We start from the raw sequence: 17,400 nt of genomic DNA on the forward strand, positions 1-17,400 counted from the left end.
CTATCGGTCGACAGCGGTATCGCGTGACGGTGGCGGGCGCTGCTCGCGCAGCCGGGTCACCTCGCCGCGAGCGAATTCGACGCGAGCGGTATCCGTGCCGCGCGCATCCGCGAGTGCGTCGGCGAGATCGCCGGCCGCTTCGAGAACGAATCCGCGATGCCGGCGTTCGGTTCGTCCCTGCCCGGATCTGCGGTAGCGGCGCCGGACCCGGCGGTCACCGCTGACCGCGTCCAGTTCGGCAGTGGTCAGTACCCCGGTCTCGACCTCGGGGGCGAGGATATCGCGCAGGAACTGTCGTTCCCGGACCACGGTCATCTCGAAAACGCGTACGACCAGTACCAGCGCGACCAGGACGAGTACCACCCATGCCGCGATCACCAGGGCGCCGTTGCCGAACGTCAGCGCGCCGGTCGAATCCCACAGTCCGTGCAGCAGCATCGCCGCGGCCGCCAATACCAGTCCACGACCCACCCGGCGCGGTTCGGCGGGACGGCCGAGCAGGTACACCAGTCCGGCACAGAAGATCGCGCTGTAGAGGATATGGGCGGCGACCCCGACGACCATCCGCATCCAGATCGTCGACGCCTCGGCGCCGATCTGGTTGGCGCCGAATTGCGAAGCGGCCGAATTCATGGCGTAGGCGATATCTTCGATGATCTGGAAGCCCAGGCCGATCAGCGCGCCGAGTACGAATCCATCGAATGCGGTGCGGACCAGTCGTGGCGCCAGCGCGATCAGCAACAGCAGTCCGATGCCCTTGGCTATCTCCTCGGTGAAGGGCGCCGCGAGTCCCGCACCCCAGTCCAGGGCCCAGGTCTGGCCGAAAGCCTTGGCATAGAGCGCTCGTAGCGCGTCGTTGGCATTCGCGGCCAGCATCCAGGTCGCGGCGAAACCACCCCATCCGAACGCGGCCACCAGGATGGTGGCGGGCTGGCGGGCGTAGCGGTCCAGGCGCTGGGTGAACCACCAGAACAATGCTCCGTACAAAGTGAAGGCCACGATCGCGACCGCGAGCGCCGGACCGTAGACAGCGGAGCGATCGGCGAGCATCGAGACGAATTCGGCCGATCCGGCACCGACCAGTACCAGATACACCCAGAAGGCGAGGTTGCGTGGCTGGTAGAAGGTGAAGCCGCGCCCCCACCCGGAATCCGCCACTGCCCGGACCCTGCGTTGTACGAGATCGGTGCTCATCATGACTCCGTCCCGGTATGAGCGATGCTGATGAGCATCTCGGCGATATCGGTCGCGGCCCGGGGCGGTGTGTCGATCGGGCCGGTGGCCACGACCTCCACACCGGTTCCGGCCACTACGAACGCCGCCAGCGCGCCGTCGGTATGCGTATCGGAGTACCGGACCAGCAGCCCGCGCAGGCCGTCCCGGGTGACGATCGCGACCGGGTCCCCGGTAACTCGCGGCCGGTCGCCTCGATGCGATAATTCGTCGGTCCGCTGGATCCGGGAGAGCAGCTCCGCCGTGGTCCCGGAGAAAGTCCCGGTTTCCATACCGAAACGCAGTGGCCCGTCCACCACCACCGCCTGGGTCGGATAGGACCCGCCCACCGGCGGGGCATCGGCTCGTACGCCCTGGGTGATGCCCCAGCCCGGTACCGGTGTGAATTCGATTCCGCCGCGTAGCGCCATGACATCCCCGGGACGAACCCTGTCGTCGTAGGGCACCGCGCGATTCACCGCGGGCAGTACGACACCCATGACGATCGCCACGACGATCACCACCAGCGCGGGTGTGATCGTGGCCCGGTCCAGGCCGAACCAGCGCCGGTCCACCGGTACCCAGCGATCTCCCGGCGAAAACCCTCCGGTCTCGTCTGCCGACTGTGCGCGAGCGACCATGGAACCTCCGGACCGAAGTGTTCGCTCGAATGTAACCGTATTCCGCCTGGGTGGCCAGCGGTCTCGTGGTTCCGGCGATCCGGGACTCTCTCGCCGTGAGCGTCAACTCCGGAGCCGGTACCGCGAAGGGTTCGAAATGCGAGATCAGGATACAACCGGTCGCAGTCTGAGTGGCCGGAAGGCGGGCTCCGGAATCAGCTCAGGCAGGTGGTTGCTGATCGGTGGCGGGGAGTAGGAATCGCTGGAGTAAAAGGGCTTCGGTGTCCTGGTCGGTGGGCCACAGCAGCAGGTGCAGTACGGAGCGGATGAGCCAGGTGGCGGTGAGCGGGTCGTCGCGCCGGAGACCGACCAGGTCGGCGGCGACGCGGAGGAGCGCGGGTGATGCGGCGAAGGTCACCGCGGCCCGGGGGCCGTGGCGGGAGGTCAGGAAAGCCATCACGACGGGGTCGGCGCGGATCTCGCTGAGCGCGACAGTGAGCGCGGTACAGGTGCGGTCGGTGCCCGTGCGATCACCGATCGCTCCCTGGATGCGATCGGTGATCCGGGTGGCGGCACGGGTGAGGACGGCTTCGCGTAGATGCGTCCGGCCCCCGGTGTGCCGATAGACCGTGGCGCGGGAGCAGTGCGCGTGCCGGGCCACCGAGTCGACATCGAGCCGATCGAATCCGTGGCGCGCGATGAGGTCGGCGGCGGCGCCGTAGATATGGTCGGCGGCGCTGTGGTGCCGGTCGGTGCCCAGTAGCCAATCCCTGCTCATTATCTCAGTATGAGACGAAATCACCGTGCGTGTGAGCTTGTTTTCGCAGGTGAAAGTAACCCCTCGAGACAACAGTCCGATATCTCGGAACCTTTTTCGTATCGACTTCGGTCGCACTACTTGTCTCGGGGCGGTCGCGGCGGCAAGCGTGGAGTCCATGCACGAGCTGGGCGATCCGTATCCGTTCTACGAGCGATTGCGCCGCGAGGACCCGGTCCACCGAGTGGGTGGATCGCGGTTCTACCTGGTGTCCACCTGGGATCTGGTGACCGAAGCGGCCGCCCGGCCGGGCGACTTCTCCTCGAACCTGACCGCGACGATGATGGTCCACCCGGACGGCACGGTCGCGGAGATCGAACTCGCGCCCCTCGCCGACCCCGGCCATGTGCTGGCGACCGGCGACGAGCCGGCGCATCGAGCACAGCGCCGGGTGTTCACCCCGGCCCTGACCGCCGCGCGGATCCGCGAACTCGAACCGTTCGTCGTGGCGACCCTCGAGCAGGCATGGCGTGACGGTGTGCGGGGGGAAAGTATCGACTGGGTGGCCGGGATCGCGCATCGGTTGCCGATGGCCGTGGTGGCCCGATTGCTGGGTCTGCCCGAGCAGGACTCCGGCACTCTGCTGTCGTGGTCGTTCGCGGCTACACAACTGCTCGACGGGGTGGTCGGCGCCGACGAGGTCGCCGCCGCGACCACTGCGGCCATGGAACTGGCCGGTTATCTGTCGGAGCATTTCGACCGGGCCGTCGCGCGGCCGGGTCCGGATCTGCTCGGTGAGCTGGCGCGTGCCGTGGCGGCCGGGACCGTATCGACCGGTACGGCGGTGCTGATGCTCGTCCAATTCGTGGCCGCCGGCGCCGAATCCACGGCGTCGCTGCTGGGCACCGCGGTCCGGTTGCTCGCGACCCGGCCCGATATCACCGCCGCGTTGCGTGCCGATTCGGCGCTGGTCCCGGTCTTCGTCGACGAAGCGCTCCGGCTGGAATCACCGTTCCGGGGGCATTACCGGCACGTCACCGCCGATACCGCGCTCGGTGGGGTCGAGCTGCCGGCCGGATCGCATCTGTATCTGCTGTGGGGGTCGGCCAATCGCGATCCGGCGGTATTCGAACAGCCCGAGGAGGTCCGGCTCGAGCGGCGCCGCGGCCACCTCGCCTTCGGTCGTGGGATCCATTTCTGTATCGGCGCGGCCCTGGCGCGACTGGAGGTTCGTGCGGCCATCGACCTGCTGCTGCGGCATACCAGTGATTTCAGCGTCCGCGATCCCGAACCGGACTGGGTGCCGAGTCATCTGGTGCGCAGGCTCGCCCGGCTGGATCTCGCCGTCGACCCGGTCGGTTCGCACCGGTCGCGCAACGAATCGTGAACGGAGAAAGCAGTTGTCGACCACGGAGTTGATCAGCGCGCCGCCGTCGGGCTGGACCTGGAACCAGCGCCGGACGGTGGTGGTGTCGTGTCTGGCGGTGGCTCTGGTGATCGCGTCGATGGCGGCGCTCTACAGCGCGCTGCCCCAGCTCGCGGTGGCGACCGGCGCCGATGCGACCCAGTCGGCATGGATCGTCGACGGCTACACCCTGGCGCTGGCCTGTCTGGTGCTGCCCGCCGGTGCGCTCGGCGACCGGTTCGGGCGCCGCCGGGTGCTCGTCATCGGCCTCGCGATATTCGCCGGGGCCTCCGTACTGCCGCTGCTGACCGCCGAGGTGGGCTGGCTGATCGCGGCCCGTGGTCTCGCCGGTGCCGGTGCCGCTCTCGTGATGCCGTCGACGTTATCGCTGATCACCGCGGGATTTCCCGCCGCGGTGGCCGGCCGGGCGATCGGCGTATGGGCCGGTTTCGCCGGCAGTGGCGGTCTGCTCGGACTGGTGGGGTCCGGACTGCTGCTGCGCTGGTGGTCCTGGCAGTCCATCTTCGTCGGGCTGGCCGCGGTGGCGGCTGTGCTGTTCGCGGCGGCGTTCACCCTCACCGAATCGCGCAGTTCCGGTCCGGTGAGCCGGGACCCGCTCGGCGCGTTCACCGTGGCCGCCGCGATCGGCCTGCTGGTCTGGGCTCTGATCGATGTCGCCGATCGAGGCTGGACCGATCCCTGCATCCTGGCCGGACTGGCCGGGGCCGGGCTGGCGGCGGCGCTGTTCGTCGCGGTCGAACTCCGGGTCCGGCAACCGCTGCTCGATCTGCGCTTGTTCACGCGCCGCGGATTCGGTTGCGGCGCGGCCTCGCTCACCGTTCAGTTCCTGATCACCTTCGGTCTGTTCCTGATCGTCGTGCAATATCTGCAGCTCATCCTGGGCTACAGCCCGCTGCGCGCCGCTGTCGCGGTGCTACCGATGGGCGTGGCGATCGTCGGATTGTCCTGGCTGACTCCGCGTCTGGCCGTGCGGGTCGGGCTGCGTCTCCCGACGGTCACGGGCCTGAGCGTTCTCGGCGTCGGGTTGCTGCTCATGGGCCGGTGTACGCCGGATTCGGGCTATCTCGGCCTGCTGTGGCCGCTGTTCGTCATCAGTATCGGACTCGGTTTCGCCGCGGCGCCGGCCACCACCGCGATCATGAACGACACCGCCGCCGAACATCACGGCGTAGCGGCCGCGGTCAACGACGCGGCCCGGGAGATCGGCGCCGCCATCGGTATCGCGGTCGCCGGTACCGTGCTCGCGGCCGGTTACCGCGATACCGTCGCCCCGGTGCTGGCCCGGCTTCCGGAACCCGCCCGTGCACCGGTCGCTCATTCGCTCGCCGCCACCGCCCGGCTCGCCGAAGCGGCCGGTCCGCAGGCCCGGCCGCTGCTGGACCTCGCCCGCGGCGGATTCGTCCAGGGTATGCAGCAGACCTGCTTCACTCTGGCCGTCATCAGTCTGGCCGCGGCCGTCGTCCTCGGGCTATGGGCGCCGGGCCGGCCGGCGCTGCGGTCGAATATCCGCCGGCTCAGAGCCCGGACCGGGCCTGGTCGAGGCAACTGAGCCAGGTGCCCCGGTCGATCCGGTGGAAGCCGGCCGACCCGGCGAGGAAGGCGCTGGATACGACGACATCCGGTTGTACCGTGGCGAAAATATCGAGCGCGGCGTGTAGTCCGTCCTTGTCGCTGTAGCCGGGTATGTAGCCCGTCCGCCAGACACCGTCGTCGTAGCGCAACAGGGTGTCGCCGGTGAACAGGTAGGTGAGACCGCCCTGTCCGGGCACCAGGTAGCTGGTGCTGCCCGGGGAATGGCCCGGGGTGGGTAGTACTTCGATTCCGGCGTCGTCCACCGCCCGCTCGGCGAGCGCGGTATCGATGGGAGCGAAGGCCTCGATCCGCTCGGCCTCGGCGGCGGGGGCGTGCAATCGGCTGCCGAACCGATCGGATACGGCCCGCAGCATCGGCCCGGCCTCGTCCTGGTGACTCAGGTACTGCCGGGTCACGCCGCCGAGTTCGGCGAGTGCGTCGAAATCGGCGGTGTTACCGGGGGAGTAGAAGAGGATGTTCGCGCCCGAGGGCGGCGTCCACAGGTAGGCATGGGTGCGGGGTCCACCGGGGACGACGAATTCCCCGGTCTCCCAGAGGTCGGGGAGTATCCGGCGGATCGTGCCGGCGGACGCTGTTGCGGAATCGGTTGTCGAGTTCGTGACCATGACCCGACGCTAAGACCTAAACAATGATTCAGGTCAAGGGTTGTCGGTGGGCGCCGTGCGGTGGTGGTGAGCGCGGATCCGTTCGGCCGACGGTGATGTCCGGTTTCCGCCGGAACCGGGGCCGGTGCGTTCCTAGCGTCGGCGGTATGGAAACCGATCCGATTCCCGAACCTGCATTGCGGACGCCCGTCGTGTGGTTCGCGGCGCTCGCGGCCGCGCTGGGCACCGCGACCACCTACCCCCTGCAACCGGCCGTCGCGGAGGTGGCCGGATCGTTGCACACCTCGCCGGCCGCGGTCGGTGCCGCGCTGGCCGGTGGACCGATCGGCTACCTGGTGGGCCTGGTACTGCTGGTGCCGCTGGTGGACCGGTTCCCGCCGCGGACCGTCGTATCGGTGCAGTTCGCGGCGCTGGCAGCCGCTCTGGCCGTGGGCGCCGCGGTGGGTTCGTCCGCACAACTCGGCGTGCTGGTGGGGCTGATCGGGGCGGGGTCGGCCGTCGGCGCGCAATTGAGTTCGGTGGCGGGGAGATTCGCCGCACCGCGACGGCGGGCCACGGTGCTCGGCGTGGTGACCGCGGGGATCTCGGCCGGGATACTCGTGGGACGCATCGTGGGCGGGTGGCTCGCCGAGATGATCGGCTGGCGCGCAATGCTGTTCGTATTCGCGGGGGCCTGCGCCGCAGTGGCGGTCGGCGCCCGTTTCGCGCTGCCGGCCGCGGTGGGGCGGACGACCGCCGGGTACCTGGCGACCGTGCGCGGAATCCCCGGACTCCTCGCCCGATTCGCCGTCTTGCGCCGGGCGGCGATACGAGGTGCCCTGTGGTTCTTCGCTTTCTGCGCGATATGGGCGGGGCTGGCGGTGGCGTTGTCCGAGCCGCCGTACTCGTATTCACCCGAGCGGATCGGTGGGTACGCCTGCGCCGGCCTCCTCGGGGTCGCCGCGACCCGGATAGCCGGTGGCTGGACCGACCGCGTCGGTGCGCGGCGGGTGATCCTGGCCGGCCTCGCGCTCGCCTGCGCGGCGGCGGCAACGCTGGGTTTCTCCCTGTCGAACACCCCGGTGACGCTGATCTGTCTCGGCCTCTTCGACGCCGGGCTGTTCGCGGCCCAGGTCGCGAACCAGAGCACGGTCCTGGCCGTCGAGCCGGCCGCGCCGGCCCGTTTCAACAGCGCCTATATGGCCGTGTACTTCGTCGGCGGCGGTCTGGGGACCGCGTTCGGTGCCGCCGCGGTCGGCTGGTTCGGCTGGTCCGGTCTCGTCGCGTTCGCCGCGGCCGCCACAGCGGCGGCGGGGGCGCTCACCCTGGCGGTCCGGCCCGGTGTGGAGAACCGGCACCACCCGGATCGTCGGATCAGCGCGAGGTGATGAGCGGTACCAGCTGTTCGTCCGGCGTCCAGGCGCCGTGATGTCCGGGCATCGCCGACTCCAGGGGTTCGCTCGCCGGTCGGACCAGTACGGTGCGACCTTCGGCGACGGCGACCAGATCGCCGATCCGGTTCGCGATCACCGGGCCGGGCGGGGTGCGACCGAACCACTGCTCGTCCAGGGCCTGTTCGCGACTCACGATCCGTGCGTGTGCCGACAACTCGGCCTGCCAGGTGTCGAGCACGTCGGCGGATGCGCCGGGGTGTTCGAGATAGATATGGCGGACCCGGGCCTCGCCGCCGATGAGACGTACTCCCCGGTGGAGCATCTCGCGCGCGTCGAGGTCGACGATATTGTCCGCGTGGATCATTCCGTGATCACCGGTGACCAGCAGGGTGCAGGTATCCGGCAGATCGGCGAGCAGATCGGCCGTGAAGGCGTCGATCTCGCGGAGTACCGCCAGTGTTTCGGGTGCTTCGGGTCCGTGCAGATGTCCGGCCGAATCGAGTTCGGGGAAATAGGCGTAGGCGAACCGGGACCGGGTGCCCGGGTGGTCGGCGACCTCCAGAATTCCGGCCCGGACCTCGGCGAGGGTGGCGGCGGAATGATGGATTCCGGATGCGCGGAAGGCGGCCCGGGTCAGGCCGGAGCGGGTCTGGTATTCCGGGGTCACATAGTGCACCTCCACGCCCTGCGCGGCGAGGTCCTGCAGGCGGCTCTTCTCCGGCTGGGCTGTTTCGGGCGGATAGGTGTCGCGCGCATCGTCGCCGGTCGCGGAGTCGAACCGCCAGCGCAACGAGTTGAACAACCGGATGCCGTCGGTATCGGGGACGGCGAAGCTGTAGCCAATGATGCCGTGCGCGGAGCACGGCGCGCCCAGGGCCAGGCTCGTCAGGCTGGTCGCGGTGGTCGCCGGGAATCCGGCCGTGAGCGTGGTGCCGATATGGGCCGCCAGGGTGGGCGCGATATCGCGGTGACGGGCGAGTAGTTCGGCACCCAGGCCGTCGATCAGCAGCACCACCACATCACGGTTGGGTGCGAGAGCCAGCGGGTTCGGTGTATCCAGCCCGAACGACGCGGCGACGGACGGCAGGAGATCGGCGAGCGTGTACTGCACCTTCCCAATGGTGCAGTATCCGCGGCGATCCGGGCCGGGGGCGCGGCGCCCGGGTCTGTGTTCGACCTCGTCGGCGCCGGATGACGCGGAATGTTCACCGCGGCGAATTGGTTAGATTGCATCATGCATGTTATGTGTATTATGCACATCGGTCGATCGTCCACTTATCGAGGAGCACGCTCGTGACCAAACCCGAACCCGTCGTCCGCCCCGCGGCGGTACTGGCGGTGCTCGCATACGCCGGGATCGTCGCGTCGTTGACGCAGACCCTGGTGATGCCGTTGCTCGGGCAGCTACCGGAGATCCTGGACACCGGACCCTCGAACGCGACCTGGGTGGTGACCGCGAGCCTGCTGGCCAGCGCGGTCACCACCCCGGTCGCGGGCCGGCTCGGTGACCTTTTCGGCAAGCGGCCCGTTCTGGTGGGATCGGTGGTCCCGCTGGTGATCGGCTCGGTGATCTGCGCCGTGTCCTCGTCGCTGTGGCCGATGCTGATCGGACGCGGACTGCAGGGGATGGGCGTGGGCCTGATCCCGGTCGGTATCGCCGCGCTGCGCGATCTGCTGCCGCCCGCCAAACTCGGCTCGGGGATCGCGCTCATCAGTTCCTCGCTCGGCGTCGGCGGCGCCCTGGGGCTGCCGCTGGCCGCCGCGGTCGTGGAATACAGCAGCTGGCGCTACCTGTTCTGGGGCGTCGCGGCGCTGGCCACCGTGGCGGGTCTGCTGATCTTCGCGGTGGTGCCCGCCACCCCGCCGCGCGCCGAACGCGGCCGGTTCGATGTGCTGGGCGCGCTCGGTCTGGGCGCCGCACTGGTCAGCCTGCTGCTGGCCGTATCCAAGGGCGCGAGTTGGGGCTGGACAAGTGCCACCACCATCTCGCTGTTCGTCGCCGCTGCCGTGGTACTGCTGCTGTGGGGTGCGTGGGAGCTGCGCTCGCGGGATCCGCTGGTCGACCTGCGCGTCACCGCCCGTCCGCGCGTACTGCTGACCAATGCCGCCTCGATCGTCATCGGTATGTCGATGTTCGCGCAGGCGCTGATCTTCCCGCAGCTGCTGCAGCTGCCGGAGGCCACCGGATACGGCCTGGGTCAGTCGATGGTCGCGATGGGCCTCTGGATGGCGCCGGGCGGTCTGATGATGATGCTGTCCTCGCCGCTGAGCGCGAAACTGTCCGCGCTGGCCGGGCCCAAGGTCACGCTGATCCTCGGTGCGATCATCATCGCGGCCGGATACGGCGCCACGGTGCCGCTGATGGGCGAGCCGTGGGGACTGATGGTCGGTGCCATCATCATCAGCCTCGGGGTGGGTTTCGCCTACGGCGCCATGCCCGCCCTGATCATGAGCGCGGTACCGATCACCGAGACCTCGGCCGCGAACAGCTTCAATACGCTGATGCGTTCGATCGGTACCTCGGTGGCCTCGGCGGCCATCGGTGCGGTGCTGGCCGAGATGAGCACCACCTTCGCCGGTGGTTTCACGGTGCCCACCGAGAACGGTTTCAAGGTCGGCATCCTCATCGGTTGTGGCGTGGCCGCCGCGGCGGCGATCATCGCGCTGACCATCCCCACCGCCAAGCGGGCGGCGGCCGCCGCGGTCGCGGGCGTTCCCGCCGAGGCCGCGAAGCCCGAAACCGTCCACGCCATGGCGCAAGCGGCGCCGGCCGCGCCGGCCGGGCTCTCGGTCGAAGCCGAGCGGGTCGTCGACGAGGCCGAGGCCGCGACGCCGGTGACCGGCAAGGTGGCAACCGACCCATCGCCACGCCATGCCGCGCCGGAACCCGCGACATTCGCCGCGGTGGGCCGCAACGGTGCGAATACCTCGGCTGATACTGCACCGCAGCCGAGCGGTAGCGGTTCGGTCCTGTTCGGCCGGGTCTACGACGGGCGGGCGATCGCGATCGCCGGTGCGACCCTCACGCTGATCTCACCCGCCGGGCAGCAGCTGAGCCGGGCCCTGTCCGGTCAGGACGGTTTCTACGAACTGGCTGCCCCGGCGCCGGGTTCGTATGTTCTGATCGCCTCGGCCGAGGGCCGGCGCCCGGACGCGTCCACCGCGATCCTCGGTAGCAATCCGGTGTCCTACGACGTCACCCTCACCACGCTGGCCGGTCTGGTGGGTACGGTGCTGCGCACCGGCGACGGCACGCCGGTATCCGGTGCGACCGTCACCGCCCTCGATATGCGCGGCGAGGTACTGGCCGCGGCGGAGTCGGACTCCGCCGGGGGCTTCGACCTCACGGGTCTGCCCGAAGGCGAGTTCACGGTGGCGGTCAGCGCGTTCGGCTACCACCCGGCCGCGGTATCGGCACAGGTGAGCAGCCGGGATACCGCACCGCTCGAGGTGCTGCTGCGTCCGGGTGTGCGGGTCGGCGGTGTGGTGCGCGGCGGTGGCCGGCCGCTGGCCGAGGCCCGGGTGACGCTCACCGATGCGCTCGGCAATGTGATCGAGACACAGGAGACCGGCGCGGACGGGTCGTATGTGTTCGGCAATCTGGACGAGGGCACCTATACGGTCGTCGCGACCGGATACGCACCGTCCACGGCCCAGGTGCACATCGGTGAGCACGATGTGGAGGGGCTGGATATGGATCTGCGGGCCGAACCGCCGCACAGCCCGGCCGGCGCGGACGAGGTGACCCGCGAACAGTTCGGCGAGTTGCCGGAGGTGCACCGCAGCGCCCGGTGAGCTGTACGGTACGGAAAACCGGCAGGGGCCCGAGTCGGTCGACACTCGGGCCCCTGCCGCCGTCTCCTGGTACGGGCCGCTGTGTTCCGTCCGGCCGTGCGGTGTTCCATCCGCCCGCGCGTGCCGAGCGGGCGATCGCGGGCCCCGATTTTGTCGTACCCGGGTCAGCTCCTACACTAGACCGGTTGCCGGGGCACCATTGTGCCCTTGGGCGGCCCTGTGCGGGCCCCCGGGCGATACGAACTCATCCGGCGGTGACTGCCGTCCGGACCAGCCGAATTGCTGTAGGCCCACGGCCGGCGCCCTTGGCGCGGGTGTTGTATGGGAACCGCAGCGAGAAAGGTGTCGAGGTCGAACTATGACCATGACCGATCCGATCGCAGACTTTCTGACACGTCTGCGCAACGCCAATTCGGCGTACCACGATCAGGTGAAGGCCCCGCATTCGAAGCTCAAGGCGAATATCGCCGAGATCCTGAAGCGTGAGGGCTACATCGCCGATTACCGCACCGAGGACGCGACCGTGGGCAAGGCCCTCGTCGTCGACCTCAAGTACGGCCCCAGCCGGGAGCGCAGCCTGCAGGGTCTGCGCCGGGTGTCGAAGCCGGGTCTGCGCGTGTACGCGAAATCCACCAACCTGCCCAAGGTCCTGGGCGGCCTCGGCGTGGCGATCATCTCCACGTCGACCGGCCTGCTCACCGACCGCCAGGCGGCCAAGCAGGGAGTAGGCGGGGAAGTCCTCGCCTACGTCTGGTAAAGGGAGGTACGGACAATGTCGCGTATCGGTAAAGATCCCGTGGTGCTCCCCTCCGGTGTCGAGGTGACCATCAACGGTCAGGACATCGCGGTGAAGGGCCCGAAGGGACAGCTGTCGCTGACCATCGCCGAGCCGATCACCGTCGCGCAGGAGGACGGCCGGCTGGTGTTCACCCGGCCCGACGACGAACGTCGCAGCCGCTCACTGCACGGCCTGACCCGGACGCTGGTCGACAATATGGTCACCGGTGTCACCAAGGGCTACGAGAAGAAGATGGAAATCTTCGGCGTCGGCTACCGCGTGCAGCAGAAGGGCAGCAACCTCGAGTTCGCCCTCGGCTACAGCCACTCGGTGCCGATCGAGGCGCCCGAGGGCATCACCTTCGCGGTGGAATCGCCCACCAAATTCTCCGTATCCGGGATCGACAAGCAGAAGGTCGGCCAGATTTCGGCGGTCATCCACGGCCTGCGCAAGCCCGACCCGTACAAGGGCAAAGGCATCCGCTACGCCGGCGAGGTCGTTCGCCGCAAGGTCGGAAAGACGGGTAAGTGATCATGGCGCAAACCGAGAATCAGAAGGCCAAGCGGATTCCGCTGGGCAAGGATGCTTCCACTCGCCGGCGGCTGTCGAAGACGCGTCGCCATTTCCGCCTGCGCAAGAAGATCGAAGGCACCACCGCGCGTCCGCGGCTGATCGTGCACCGCTCCTCGCGGCACCTGCACGTCCAGCTCGTCGACGACTCCGCCGGTCGTACCCTCGCTTCGGCGTCGACCATCGAGGCCGATGTGCGGGCGCTGGAAGGCGATAAGACCGCCAAGGGCAAGAAGGTCGGCGAACTGATCGCCGAGCGCGCCAAGGCCGCCGGTGTGGAGGCCGTGGTCTTCGACCGCGGTGGCCACGACTACCACGGTCGGATCGCGGCGCTCGCCGATGCCGCTCGGGAAGGCGGGTTGAAGTTCTGATGACCAACATGACTGCACATACCTGTGTGAACGGAAGGAACGTCTGATGCCGGGACGTCAGCGGCGTGACGGCGGAAACGGACCCGCCGGACAGAACTCCAACGCCCCCGACGGGGGTCGCGACAACCGCCGGGGCGGCGGCGACCGCCGGGGCGGCGACCGTCGTAACGATGCGGCCGAGAAGAACCAGCTCGAGCGCGTCGTCGCCATCAACCGTGTCTCCAAGGTGGTCAAGGGTGGTCGGCGCTTCAGCTTCACCGCCCTGGTCATCGTGGGTGACGGCAACGGTCTGGTCGGCGTCGGCTACGGCAAGGCCAAGGAAGTTCCCGCGGCCATCCAGAAGGGTGTCGAGGAAGCGCGCAAGGGCTTCTTCCGGGTCCCGATGATCGGCTCCACCATCACCCACCCGGTGCAGGGCGAAGCGGCGGCCGGTGTGGTCATGCTGCGTCCGGCCTCTCCGGGTACCGGTGTGATCGCCGGTGGCGCCGCGCGCGCGGTGCTGGAATGCGCGGGCATCCACGACATCCTGGCCAAGTCGCTCGGTAGCGACAACGCGATCAACGTCGTGCACGCGACCGTTGCCGCGCTCAAGATGCTGCAGCGTCCCGAAGAGGTCGCGGCCCGTCGTGGTCTGCCGCTCGAGGACGTCGCTCCCGCGGGCATGCTGCGTGCCCGTGCCGGACAAGGAGTCTGACGATGGCAGATCTCAAGGTGACCCAGATCAAGAGTTCGATCGGCGCCAAGCAGAATCAGCGGGACAGCCTGCGCACCCTCGGCCTGCGGGGCATCCGCAAGTCGGTGGTCCGTGAGGACACTGCCCAGAACCGTGGGCTGATCAATGTCGTGCGCCACCTCGTAACAGTTGAGGAGGTCTGACATGACCATCAAATTGCACCATCTGCGTCCCGCTCCGGGCGCGAAGACCGATAAGACCCGCGTGGGTCGCGGTGAGGGTTCCAAGGGTAAGACCGCGGGTCGCGGCACCAAGGGCACCAAGGCGCGTAAGAACGTGCCGGCCGCCTTCGAGGGTGGTCAGATGCCCATCCACATGCGGCTGCCGAAGCTCAAGGGCTTCACCAACCCGTTCCGGGTGGAGTACCAGGTCGTGAACGTGGGCGCCATCGCCGAGCTGTTCCCGGAAGGGGGCACCGTCGGTAAGGACGAGCTGGTCGCCAAGGGCGCTGTCCGGAAGAACCAGCTGGTCAAGGTGCTCGGTGAGGGAGAGATCTCCGTCGCCGTGCAGATCAGTGCGGACAAGTTCTCCGGCTCCGCCAAGGAGAAGATCACCGCCGCCGGTGGCACCGCCACCGAACTGGGCTGACGTCAGCCGTTTCGACGATCGACATGGTCGGGTCAAGCGCGGAGGAGGTAGCGCAGTGTAACCACGCAGCGCTCCCGACCATGTCGAGAAGACACCGGGCGCCGGACGAGTGCAGGCTCGTCCGGCGTCACTGTTAGAGTTCAAGTGTTGTCTGCCAAGACCCGTCATGGGTTCGGCGATTTCCGACCGGGACACGCTGAAAAATTCCATGGCCTGACCATGTCGTTCGCCAGGAGGATCTGTGCTTTCCGCCTTCGTTACGGCCTTCCGGACTACGGACTTGCGGCGGAAGATTCTCTTCACGCTGGGGCTGGTCGCGCTGTACCGCCTCGGTGCCTCGCTACCGTCGCCCGGGGTCGACTACAGGGCGGTCCAGGAATGTATCGACCTGGTCTCCGGTGGTGACTCCGCCGGTATCTACCAGCTCATCAACCTGTTCTCCGGCGGTGCGCTGCTGCAGCTCTCGGTGTTCGCGATCGGCATCATGCCGTACATCACAGCGAGCATCATCGTCCAGCTGCTGACCGTCGTCATCCCGCGGTTCGAGGAACTGCGCAAGGAAGGCCAGGCCGGCCAGACCAAGATGACGCAGTACACCCGCTACCTGTCGGTCGCGCTCGCGATCCTGCAGGCCACCGGTCTGGTGGCACTGGCCGCGCGCGGTCAGCTGTTGCAGGGTTGCCAGCAGGACATCCTGGCCGACACCAGCATTTTCGGGATGATCATCATCGTCCTGGTGATGACCGCGGGTGCCGCCCTGGTGATGTGGTTCGGCGAGCAGATCACCGAACGCGGTGTCGGCAACGGTATGTCGCTGCTGATCTTCGCCGGTATCGCCGCCCGGATCCCGGGCGAGGGCAAATCGATCCTGGACAGCCGCGGCGGCCTCGTCTTCGGCCTCGTCTGTGTGGCCGCGCTGCTCATCATCATGGCCGTGATCTTCGTCGAACAGGGCCAGCGCCGGATTCCGGTGCAGTACGCCAAGCGTGTGGTCGGCCGCAAGATGTACGGCGGTTCGTCGACCTATCTGCCGCTGAAGGTGAACCAGGCGGGCGTCATCCCGGTCATCTTCGCGTCCTCGCTGCTGTACCTGCCGAACCTGATCGCCCAGCTCACCGGCTCGACCTCGGCCACCGATCCCAGCTGGTGGCAGGAGGCGATCCAGAAGTACCTGGTGAACCCCGGTAACCCGGTGTACATCGCGATCTACTTCGGCCTTATCGTCTTCTTCACCTACTTCTACGTCGCGATCACCTTCAACCCGGAGGAACGCGCCGACGAAATGAAGAAGTTCGGCGGCTTCATCCCGGGCTACCGCCCCGGTAAGCCGACGGCCGACCATCTGACCTATGTGTTGAGCCGGATCACCCTGCCCGGCTCCATCTACCTCGGTCTGGTCGCCGTCCTGCCGAATCTGTTCCTCGATATCGGTTCCTCCGGTGGGGCGCAGAATCTGCCGTTCGGTGGTACCGCCGTGCTCATCATGGTGAGCGTCGGCCTGGACACCGTGAAGCAGATCGAAAGCCAACTCATGAATCGCAATTACGAAGGGTTCCTCAAGTGAGAGTTGTACTACTCGGACCGCCGGGAGCGGGCAAGGGCACTCAAGCCGTGCTGCTATCGGAGAAGCTGGGCGTACCACATATCTCTACGGGTGACCTCTTCCGCGCGAATATCAGCGAGCAGACTCCGCTGGGCCTCGAGGCGAAGCGCTACATGGATGCGGGCGAACTCGTGCCCAGCGATGTCACCAACCGGATGGTGCGGTCCCGGGTGGCCGAACCGGACGCCGCGCGCGGGTTCGTCCTCGACGGCTATCCCCGGACGGTCGACCAGGCCGACGCGCTCGCCAAGATCCTCGACGATCTGGGTAGCGAACTCGACGCGGTGCTGTGCTTCGTGGTGTCCGAGGACACCGTGGTCGATCGGATGCTGGCCCGGGGTCGCTCCGACGACAACGAGGAAACCATCCGTACCCGGCTCCGGATCTACCGTGACGAGACCCAGCCGCTGCTGAACTACTACGACGGCCTGGTCGTTTCGGTGGACGGCGTCGGCGAGGTCGACGAGGTCAACGCGCGGGCCCTGGAGGCACTGGGCCGTAATGCCACCACGGGATAGCCACGGTGCCCGATCCGGCGCCGATCCTTCGATGAGGGAGAGCTGTGGTCTTCGGTCGCAAGAGTAAGAAGGTCGTACCGTTCCGCTCCGCCGGGGAGCTCGACGCCATGGCGGCGGCCGGTGCGATCGTCGGCCGGGCTCTGGTCGCGGTGCGTGCGGCGGCCGAGCCGGGCGTTTCCACACTCGAACTGGACCGGGTCGCCGAACAGGTGATCCGGGACGCGGGCGCGGTGCCGTCGTTCAAGGGCTACCACGGGTTCCCGGCTTCGATCTGCGCTTCGGTGAACGACCGCGTGGTGCACGGGATCCCGACCGATTCGGAGGTTCTGGCGCCGGGCGATCTGGTCTCCATCGATTGCGGCGCGATCCTGGACGGCTGGCACGGGGATTCGGCGTGGACGTTCGGGGTCGGTGAACTGTCCGAGGCCGACCGGTTGCTGAGTGAGGCCACCGAGAAATCCATGGAGGCGGGTATCGCCGCCATGCTTCCGGAGAACCGCCTCACCGATATCTCGCACGCGATCGAACTCGGTACCCGCGCCGCGGCGGGTGAGCACGGGCGCCCGTACGGCATCGTGGACGGGTACGGCGGGCACGGTATCGGCCGGGAAATGCATCTCGATCCGTTCCTGCCCAATGAAGGGGAACCCGGTAAGGGGCCCCGGTTGGTGGTGGGTTCCGTACTCGCCATCGAGCCGATGCTCACGCTCGGTACCTCCGATACCAAGGTCCTCGACGACGACTGGACCGTCGTGACCACGGACGGTTCCCGTGCGGCGCACTGGGAACACACCGTCGCGGTCACCGAGGACGGCCCCCGGATTCTCACGCTGCGCCCGTAGCGCCGGATATCACCGC

At 68.1% G+C, this 17,400-nt stretch carries 18 protein-coding genes and 1 pseudogene; 14 read left to right on the forward strand and 5 right to left on the reverse strand.

Annotated elements, in window-relative coordinates; translation table 11 throughout:
• From ACWEWT_RS21370 to ACWEWT_RS21380, 3 genes are all read right to left on the reverse strand, one after another.
• The gene (locus ACWEWT_RS21370; protein ID WP_452561326.1) at positions 1 to 1,197 is read right to left on the reverse strand and encodes a PrsW family intramembrane metalloprotease; all 1,197 of its coding nucleotides are present in this window, start codon (positions 1,195 to 1,197) and stop codon (positions 1 to 3) included.
• A complete protein-coding gene (locus tag ACWEWT_RS21375) occupies positions 1,194 to 1,853 on the reverse strand; it encodes a hypothetical protein (RefSeq protein WP_452561328.1) in 660 nt (219 codons plus the stop codon). The genes ACWEWT_RS21370 and ACWEWT_RS21375 overlap by 4 nt, the downstream gene beginning before the upstream one ends.
• Positions 1,854 to 2,052: 199 nt before the next feature.
• Complete coding sequence (locus tag ACWEWT_RS21380; RefSeq protein WP_452561329.1) at positions 2,053 to 2,610, reverse strand: TetR/AcrR family transcriptional regulator; 558 nt, start codon at positions 2,608 to 2,610, stop codon at positions 2,053 to 2,055.
• Between the two features lie 157 nt (positions 2,611 to 2,767).
• Here ACWEWT_RS21380 and ACWEWT_RS21385 point away from each other — a divergent pair, with 157 nt between their 5' ends.
• Positions 2,768 to 3,976 (forward strand): cytochrome P450, encoded by a 1,209-nt coding sequence (locus tag ACWEWT_RS21385; RefSeq protein ID WP_452561331.1) that lies wholly within the window; start codon positions 2,768 to 2,770, stop codon positions 3,974 to 3,976.
• A gap of 13 nt (positions 3,977 to 3,989) precedes the next feature.
• Positions 3,990 to 5,564: an MFS transporter gene (locus tag ACWEWT_RS21390; RefSeq protein ID WP_452561333.1), complete on the forward strand. Its 1,575-nt coding sequence runs from the start codon at positions 3,990 to 3,992 to the stop codon at positions 5,562 to 5,564.
• Here the strand turns inward: ACWEWT_RS21390 and ACWEWT_RS21395 are convergent.
• Positions 5,530 to 6,165 (reverse strand): MBL fold metallo-hydrolase, encoded by a 636-nt coding sequence (locus tag ACWEWT_RS21395; protein ID WP_452561445.1) that lies wholly within the window; start codon positions 6,163 to 6,165, stop codon positions 5,530 to 5,532. The genes ACWEWT_RS21390 and ACWEWT_RS21395 overlap by 35 nt on opposite strands.
• Before the next feature lie 194 nt (positions 6,166 to 6,359).
• Between ACWEWT_RS21395 and ACWEWT_RS21400 the strand changes: the two genes are divergently transcribed.
• On the forward strand, positions 6,360 to 7,580 hold the full coding sequence (locus ACWEWT_RS21400; RefSeq protein ID WP_452561335.1) for an MFS transporter: 1,221 nt from the start codon (positions 6,360 to 6,362) through the stop codon (positions 7,578 to 7,580).
• Here the strand turns inward: ACWEWT_RS21400 and ACWEWT_RS21405 are convergent.
• A complete protein-coding gene (locus tag ACWEWT_RS21405; RefSeq protein ID WP_452561336.1) occupies positions 7,567 to 8,697 on the reverse strand; it encodes an alkaline phosphatase family protein in 1,131 nt (376 codons plus the stop codon). The genes ACWEWT_RS21400 and ACWEWT_RS21405 overlap by 14 nt on opposite strands.
• A 182-nt stretch (positions 8,698 to 8,879) precedes the next feature.
• On the opposite strand from ACWEWT_RS21405, the pseudogene ACWEWT_RS21410 reads away from it, so the two are divergent.
• From ACWEWT_RS21410 to map, 11 genes and pseudogenes are all read left to right on the forward strand, one after another.
• Positions 8,880 to 10,328 (forward strand): annotated as a pseudogene (locus ACWEWT_RS21410) (MFS transporter); the annotation flags it as partial.
• Between the two features lie 9 nt (positions 10,329 to 10,337).
• Complete coding sequence (locus ACWEWT_RS21415) at positions 10,338 to 11,381, forward strand: MSCRAMM family protein (protein WP_452561446.1); 1,044 nt, start codon at positions 10,338 to 10,340, stop codon at positions 11,379 to 11,381.
• A 358-nt stretch (positions 11,382 to 11,739) separates the two neighbouring features.
• On the forward strand, positions 11,740 to 12,138 hold the full coding sequence (gene rpsH, locus ACWEWT_RS21420; protein ID WP_069161946.1) for a 30S ribosomal protein S8: 399 nt from the start codon (positions 11,740 to 11,742) through the stop codon (positions 12,136 to 12,138).
• Positions 12,139 to 12,153: 15 nt separating this feature from the next.
• Complete coding sequence (gene rplF / locus ACWEWT_RS21425) at positions 12,154 to 12,690, forward strand: 50S ribosomal protein L6 (protein ID WP_452561337.1); 537 nt, start codon at positions 12,154 to 12,156, stop codon at positions 12,688 to 12,690.
• 2 nt (positions 12,691 to 12,692) lie between these two features.
• A complete protein-coding gene (gene rplR, locus ACWEWT_RS21430; protein WP_030522649.1) occupies positions 12,693 to 13,100 on the forward strand; it encodes a 50S ribosomal protein L18 in 408 nt (135 codons plus the stop codon).
• Between the two features lie 46 nt (positions 13,101 to 13,146).
• Positions 13,147 to 13,794 (forward strand): 30S ribosomal protein S5, encoded by a 648-nt coding sequence (rpsE, locus tag ACWEWT_RS21435; RefSeq protein WP_452561339.1) that lies wholly within the window; start codon positions 13,147 to 13,149, stop codon positions 13,792 to 13,794.
• Positions 13,795 to 13,796: 2 nt separating this feature from the next.
• The gene (gene rpmD, locus ACWEWT_RS21440; RefSeq protein ID WP_265802553.1) at positions 13,797 to 13,976 is read left to right on the forward strand and encodes a 50S ribosomal protein L30; all 180 of its coding nucleotides are present in this window, start codon (positions 13,797 to 13,799) and stop codon (positions 13,974 to 13,976) included.
• A 1-nt stretch (position 13,977) separates the two neighbouring features.
• Positions 13,978 to 14,421 (forward strand): 50S ribosomal protein L15, encoded by a 444-nt coding sequence (gene rplO, locus ACWEWT_RS21445; RefSeq protein WP_450002801.1) that lies wholly within the window; start codon positions 13,978 to 13,980, stop codon positions 14,419 to 14,421.
• A gap of 241 nt (positions 14,422 to 14,662) precedes the next feature.
• On the forward strand, positions 14,663 to 15,985 hold the full coding sequence (secY, locus tag ACWEWT_RS21450; RefSeq protein ID WP_452561341.1) for a preprotein translocase subunit SecY: 1,323 nt from the start codon (positions 14,663 to 14,665) through the stop codon (positions 15,983 to 15,985).
• Positions 15,982 to 16,542 carry an adenylate kinase gene (locus ACWEWT_RS21455; protein WP_039822471.1) on the forward strand — a complete coding sequence of 187 codons (561 nt, stop codon included), beginning with the start codon at positions 15,982 to 15,984 and terminating at the stop codon, positions 16,540 to 16,542. Before secY ends, ACWEWT_RS21455 begins: the two co-directional genes overlap by 4 nt.
• A gap of 44 nt (positions 16,543 to 16,586) precedes the next feature.
• Complete coding sequence (map, locus tag ACWEWT_RS21460) at positions 16,587 to 17,384, forward strand: type I methionyl aminopeptidase (RefSeq protein ID WP_452561342.1); 798 nt, start codon at positions 16,587 to 16,589, stop codon at positions 17,382 to 17,384.
• Positions 17,385 to 17,400: the final 16 nt, after the last annotated feature.

The organism is Nocardia sp. NPDC003963, from assembly GCF_053605105.1.

Excerpts from the sequence above, each read along its gene's own strand:
- ACWEWT_RS21370 (WP_452561326.1), bottom strand. The coding sequence starts at position 1,197 with ATGATGAGCACCGATCTCGTACAACGCAGGGTCCGGGCAGTGGCGGAT.
- ACWEWT_RS21375 (WP_452561328.1), bottom strand. The coding sequence starts at position 1,853 with ATGGTCGCTCGCGCACAGTCGGCAGACGAGACCGGAGGGTTTTCGCCG.
- ACWEWT_RS21380 (WP_452561329.1), bottom strand. The coding sequence starts at position 2,610 with ATGAGCAGGGATTGGCTACTGGGCACCGACCGGCACCACAGCGCCGCC.
- ACWEWT_RS21385 (WP_452561331.1), top strand. The coding sequence starts at position 2,768 with ATGCACGAGCTGGGCGATCCGTATCCGTTCTACGAGCGATTGCGCCGC.
- ACWEWT_RS21400 (WP_452561335.1), top strand. The coding sequence starts at position 6,360 with ATGGAAACCGATCCGATTCCCGAACCTGCATTGCGGACGCCCGTCGTG.
- ACWEWT_RS21415 (WP_452561446.1), top strand. The coding sequence starts at position 10,338 with ATGGCGCAAGCGGCGCCGGCCGCGCCGGCCGGGCTCTCGGTCGAAGCC.
- rpsH (WP_069161946.1), top strand. The coding sequence starts at position 11,740 with ATGACCATGACCGATCCGATCGCAGACTTTCTGACACGTCTGCGCAAC.
- rplF (WP_452561337.1), top strand. The coding sequence starts at position 12,154 with ATGTCGCGTATCGGTAAAGATCCCGTGGTGCTCCCCTCCGGTGTCGAG.
- rplR (WP_030522649.1), top strand. The coding sequence starts at position 12,693 with ATGGCGCAAACCGAGAATCAGAAGGCCAAGCGGATTCCGCTGGGCAAG.
- rpsE (WP_452561339.1), top strand. The coding sequence starts at position 13,147 with ATGCCGGGACGTCAGCGGCGTGACGGCGGAAACGGACCCGCCGGACAG.
- rpmD (WP_265802553.1), top strand. The coding sequence starts at position 13,797 with ATGGCAGATCTCAAGGTGACCCAGATCAAGAGTTCGATCGGCGCCAAG.
- rplO (WP_450002801.1), top strand. The coding sequence starts at position 13,978 with ATGACCATCAAATTGCACCATCTGCGTCCCGCTCCGGGCGCGAAGACC.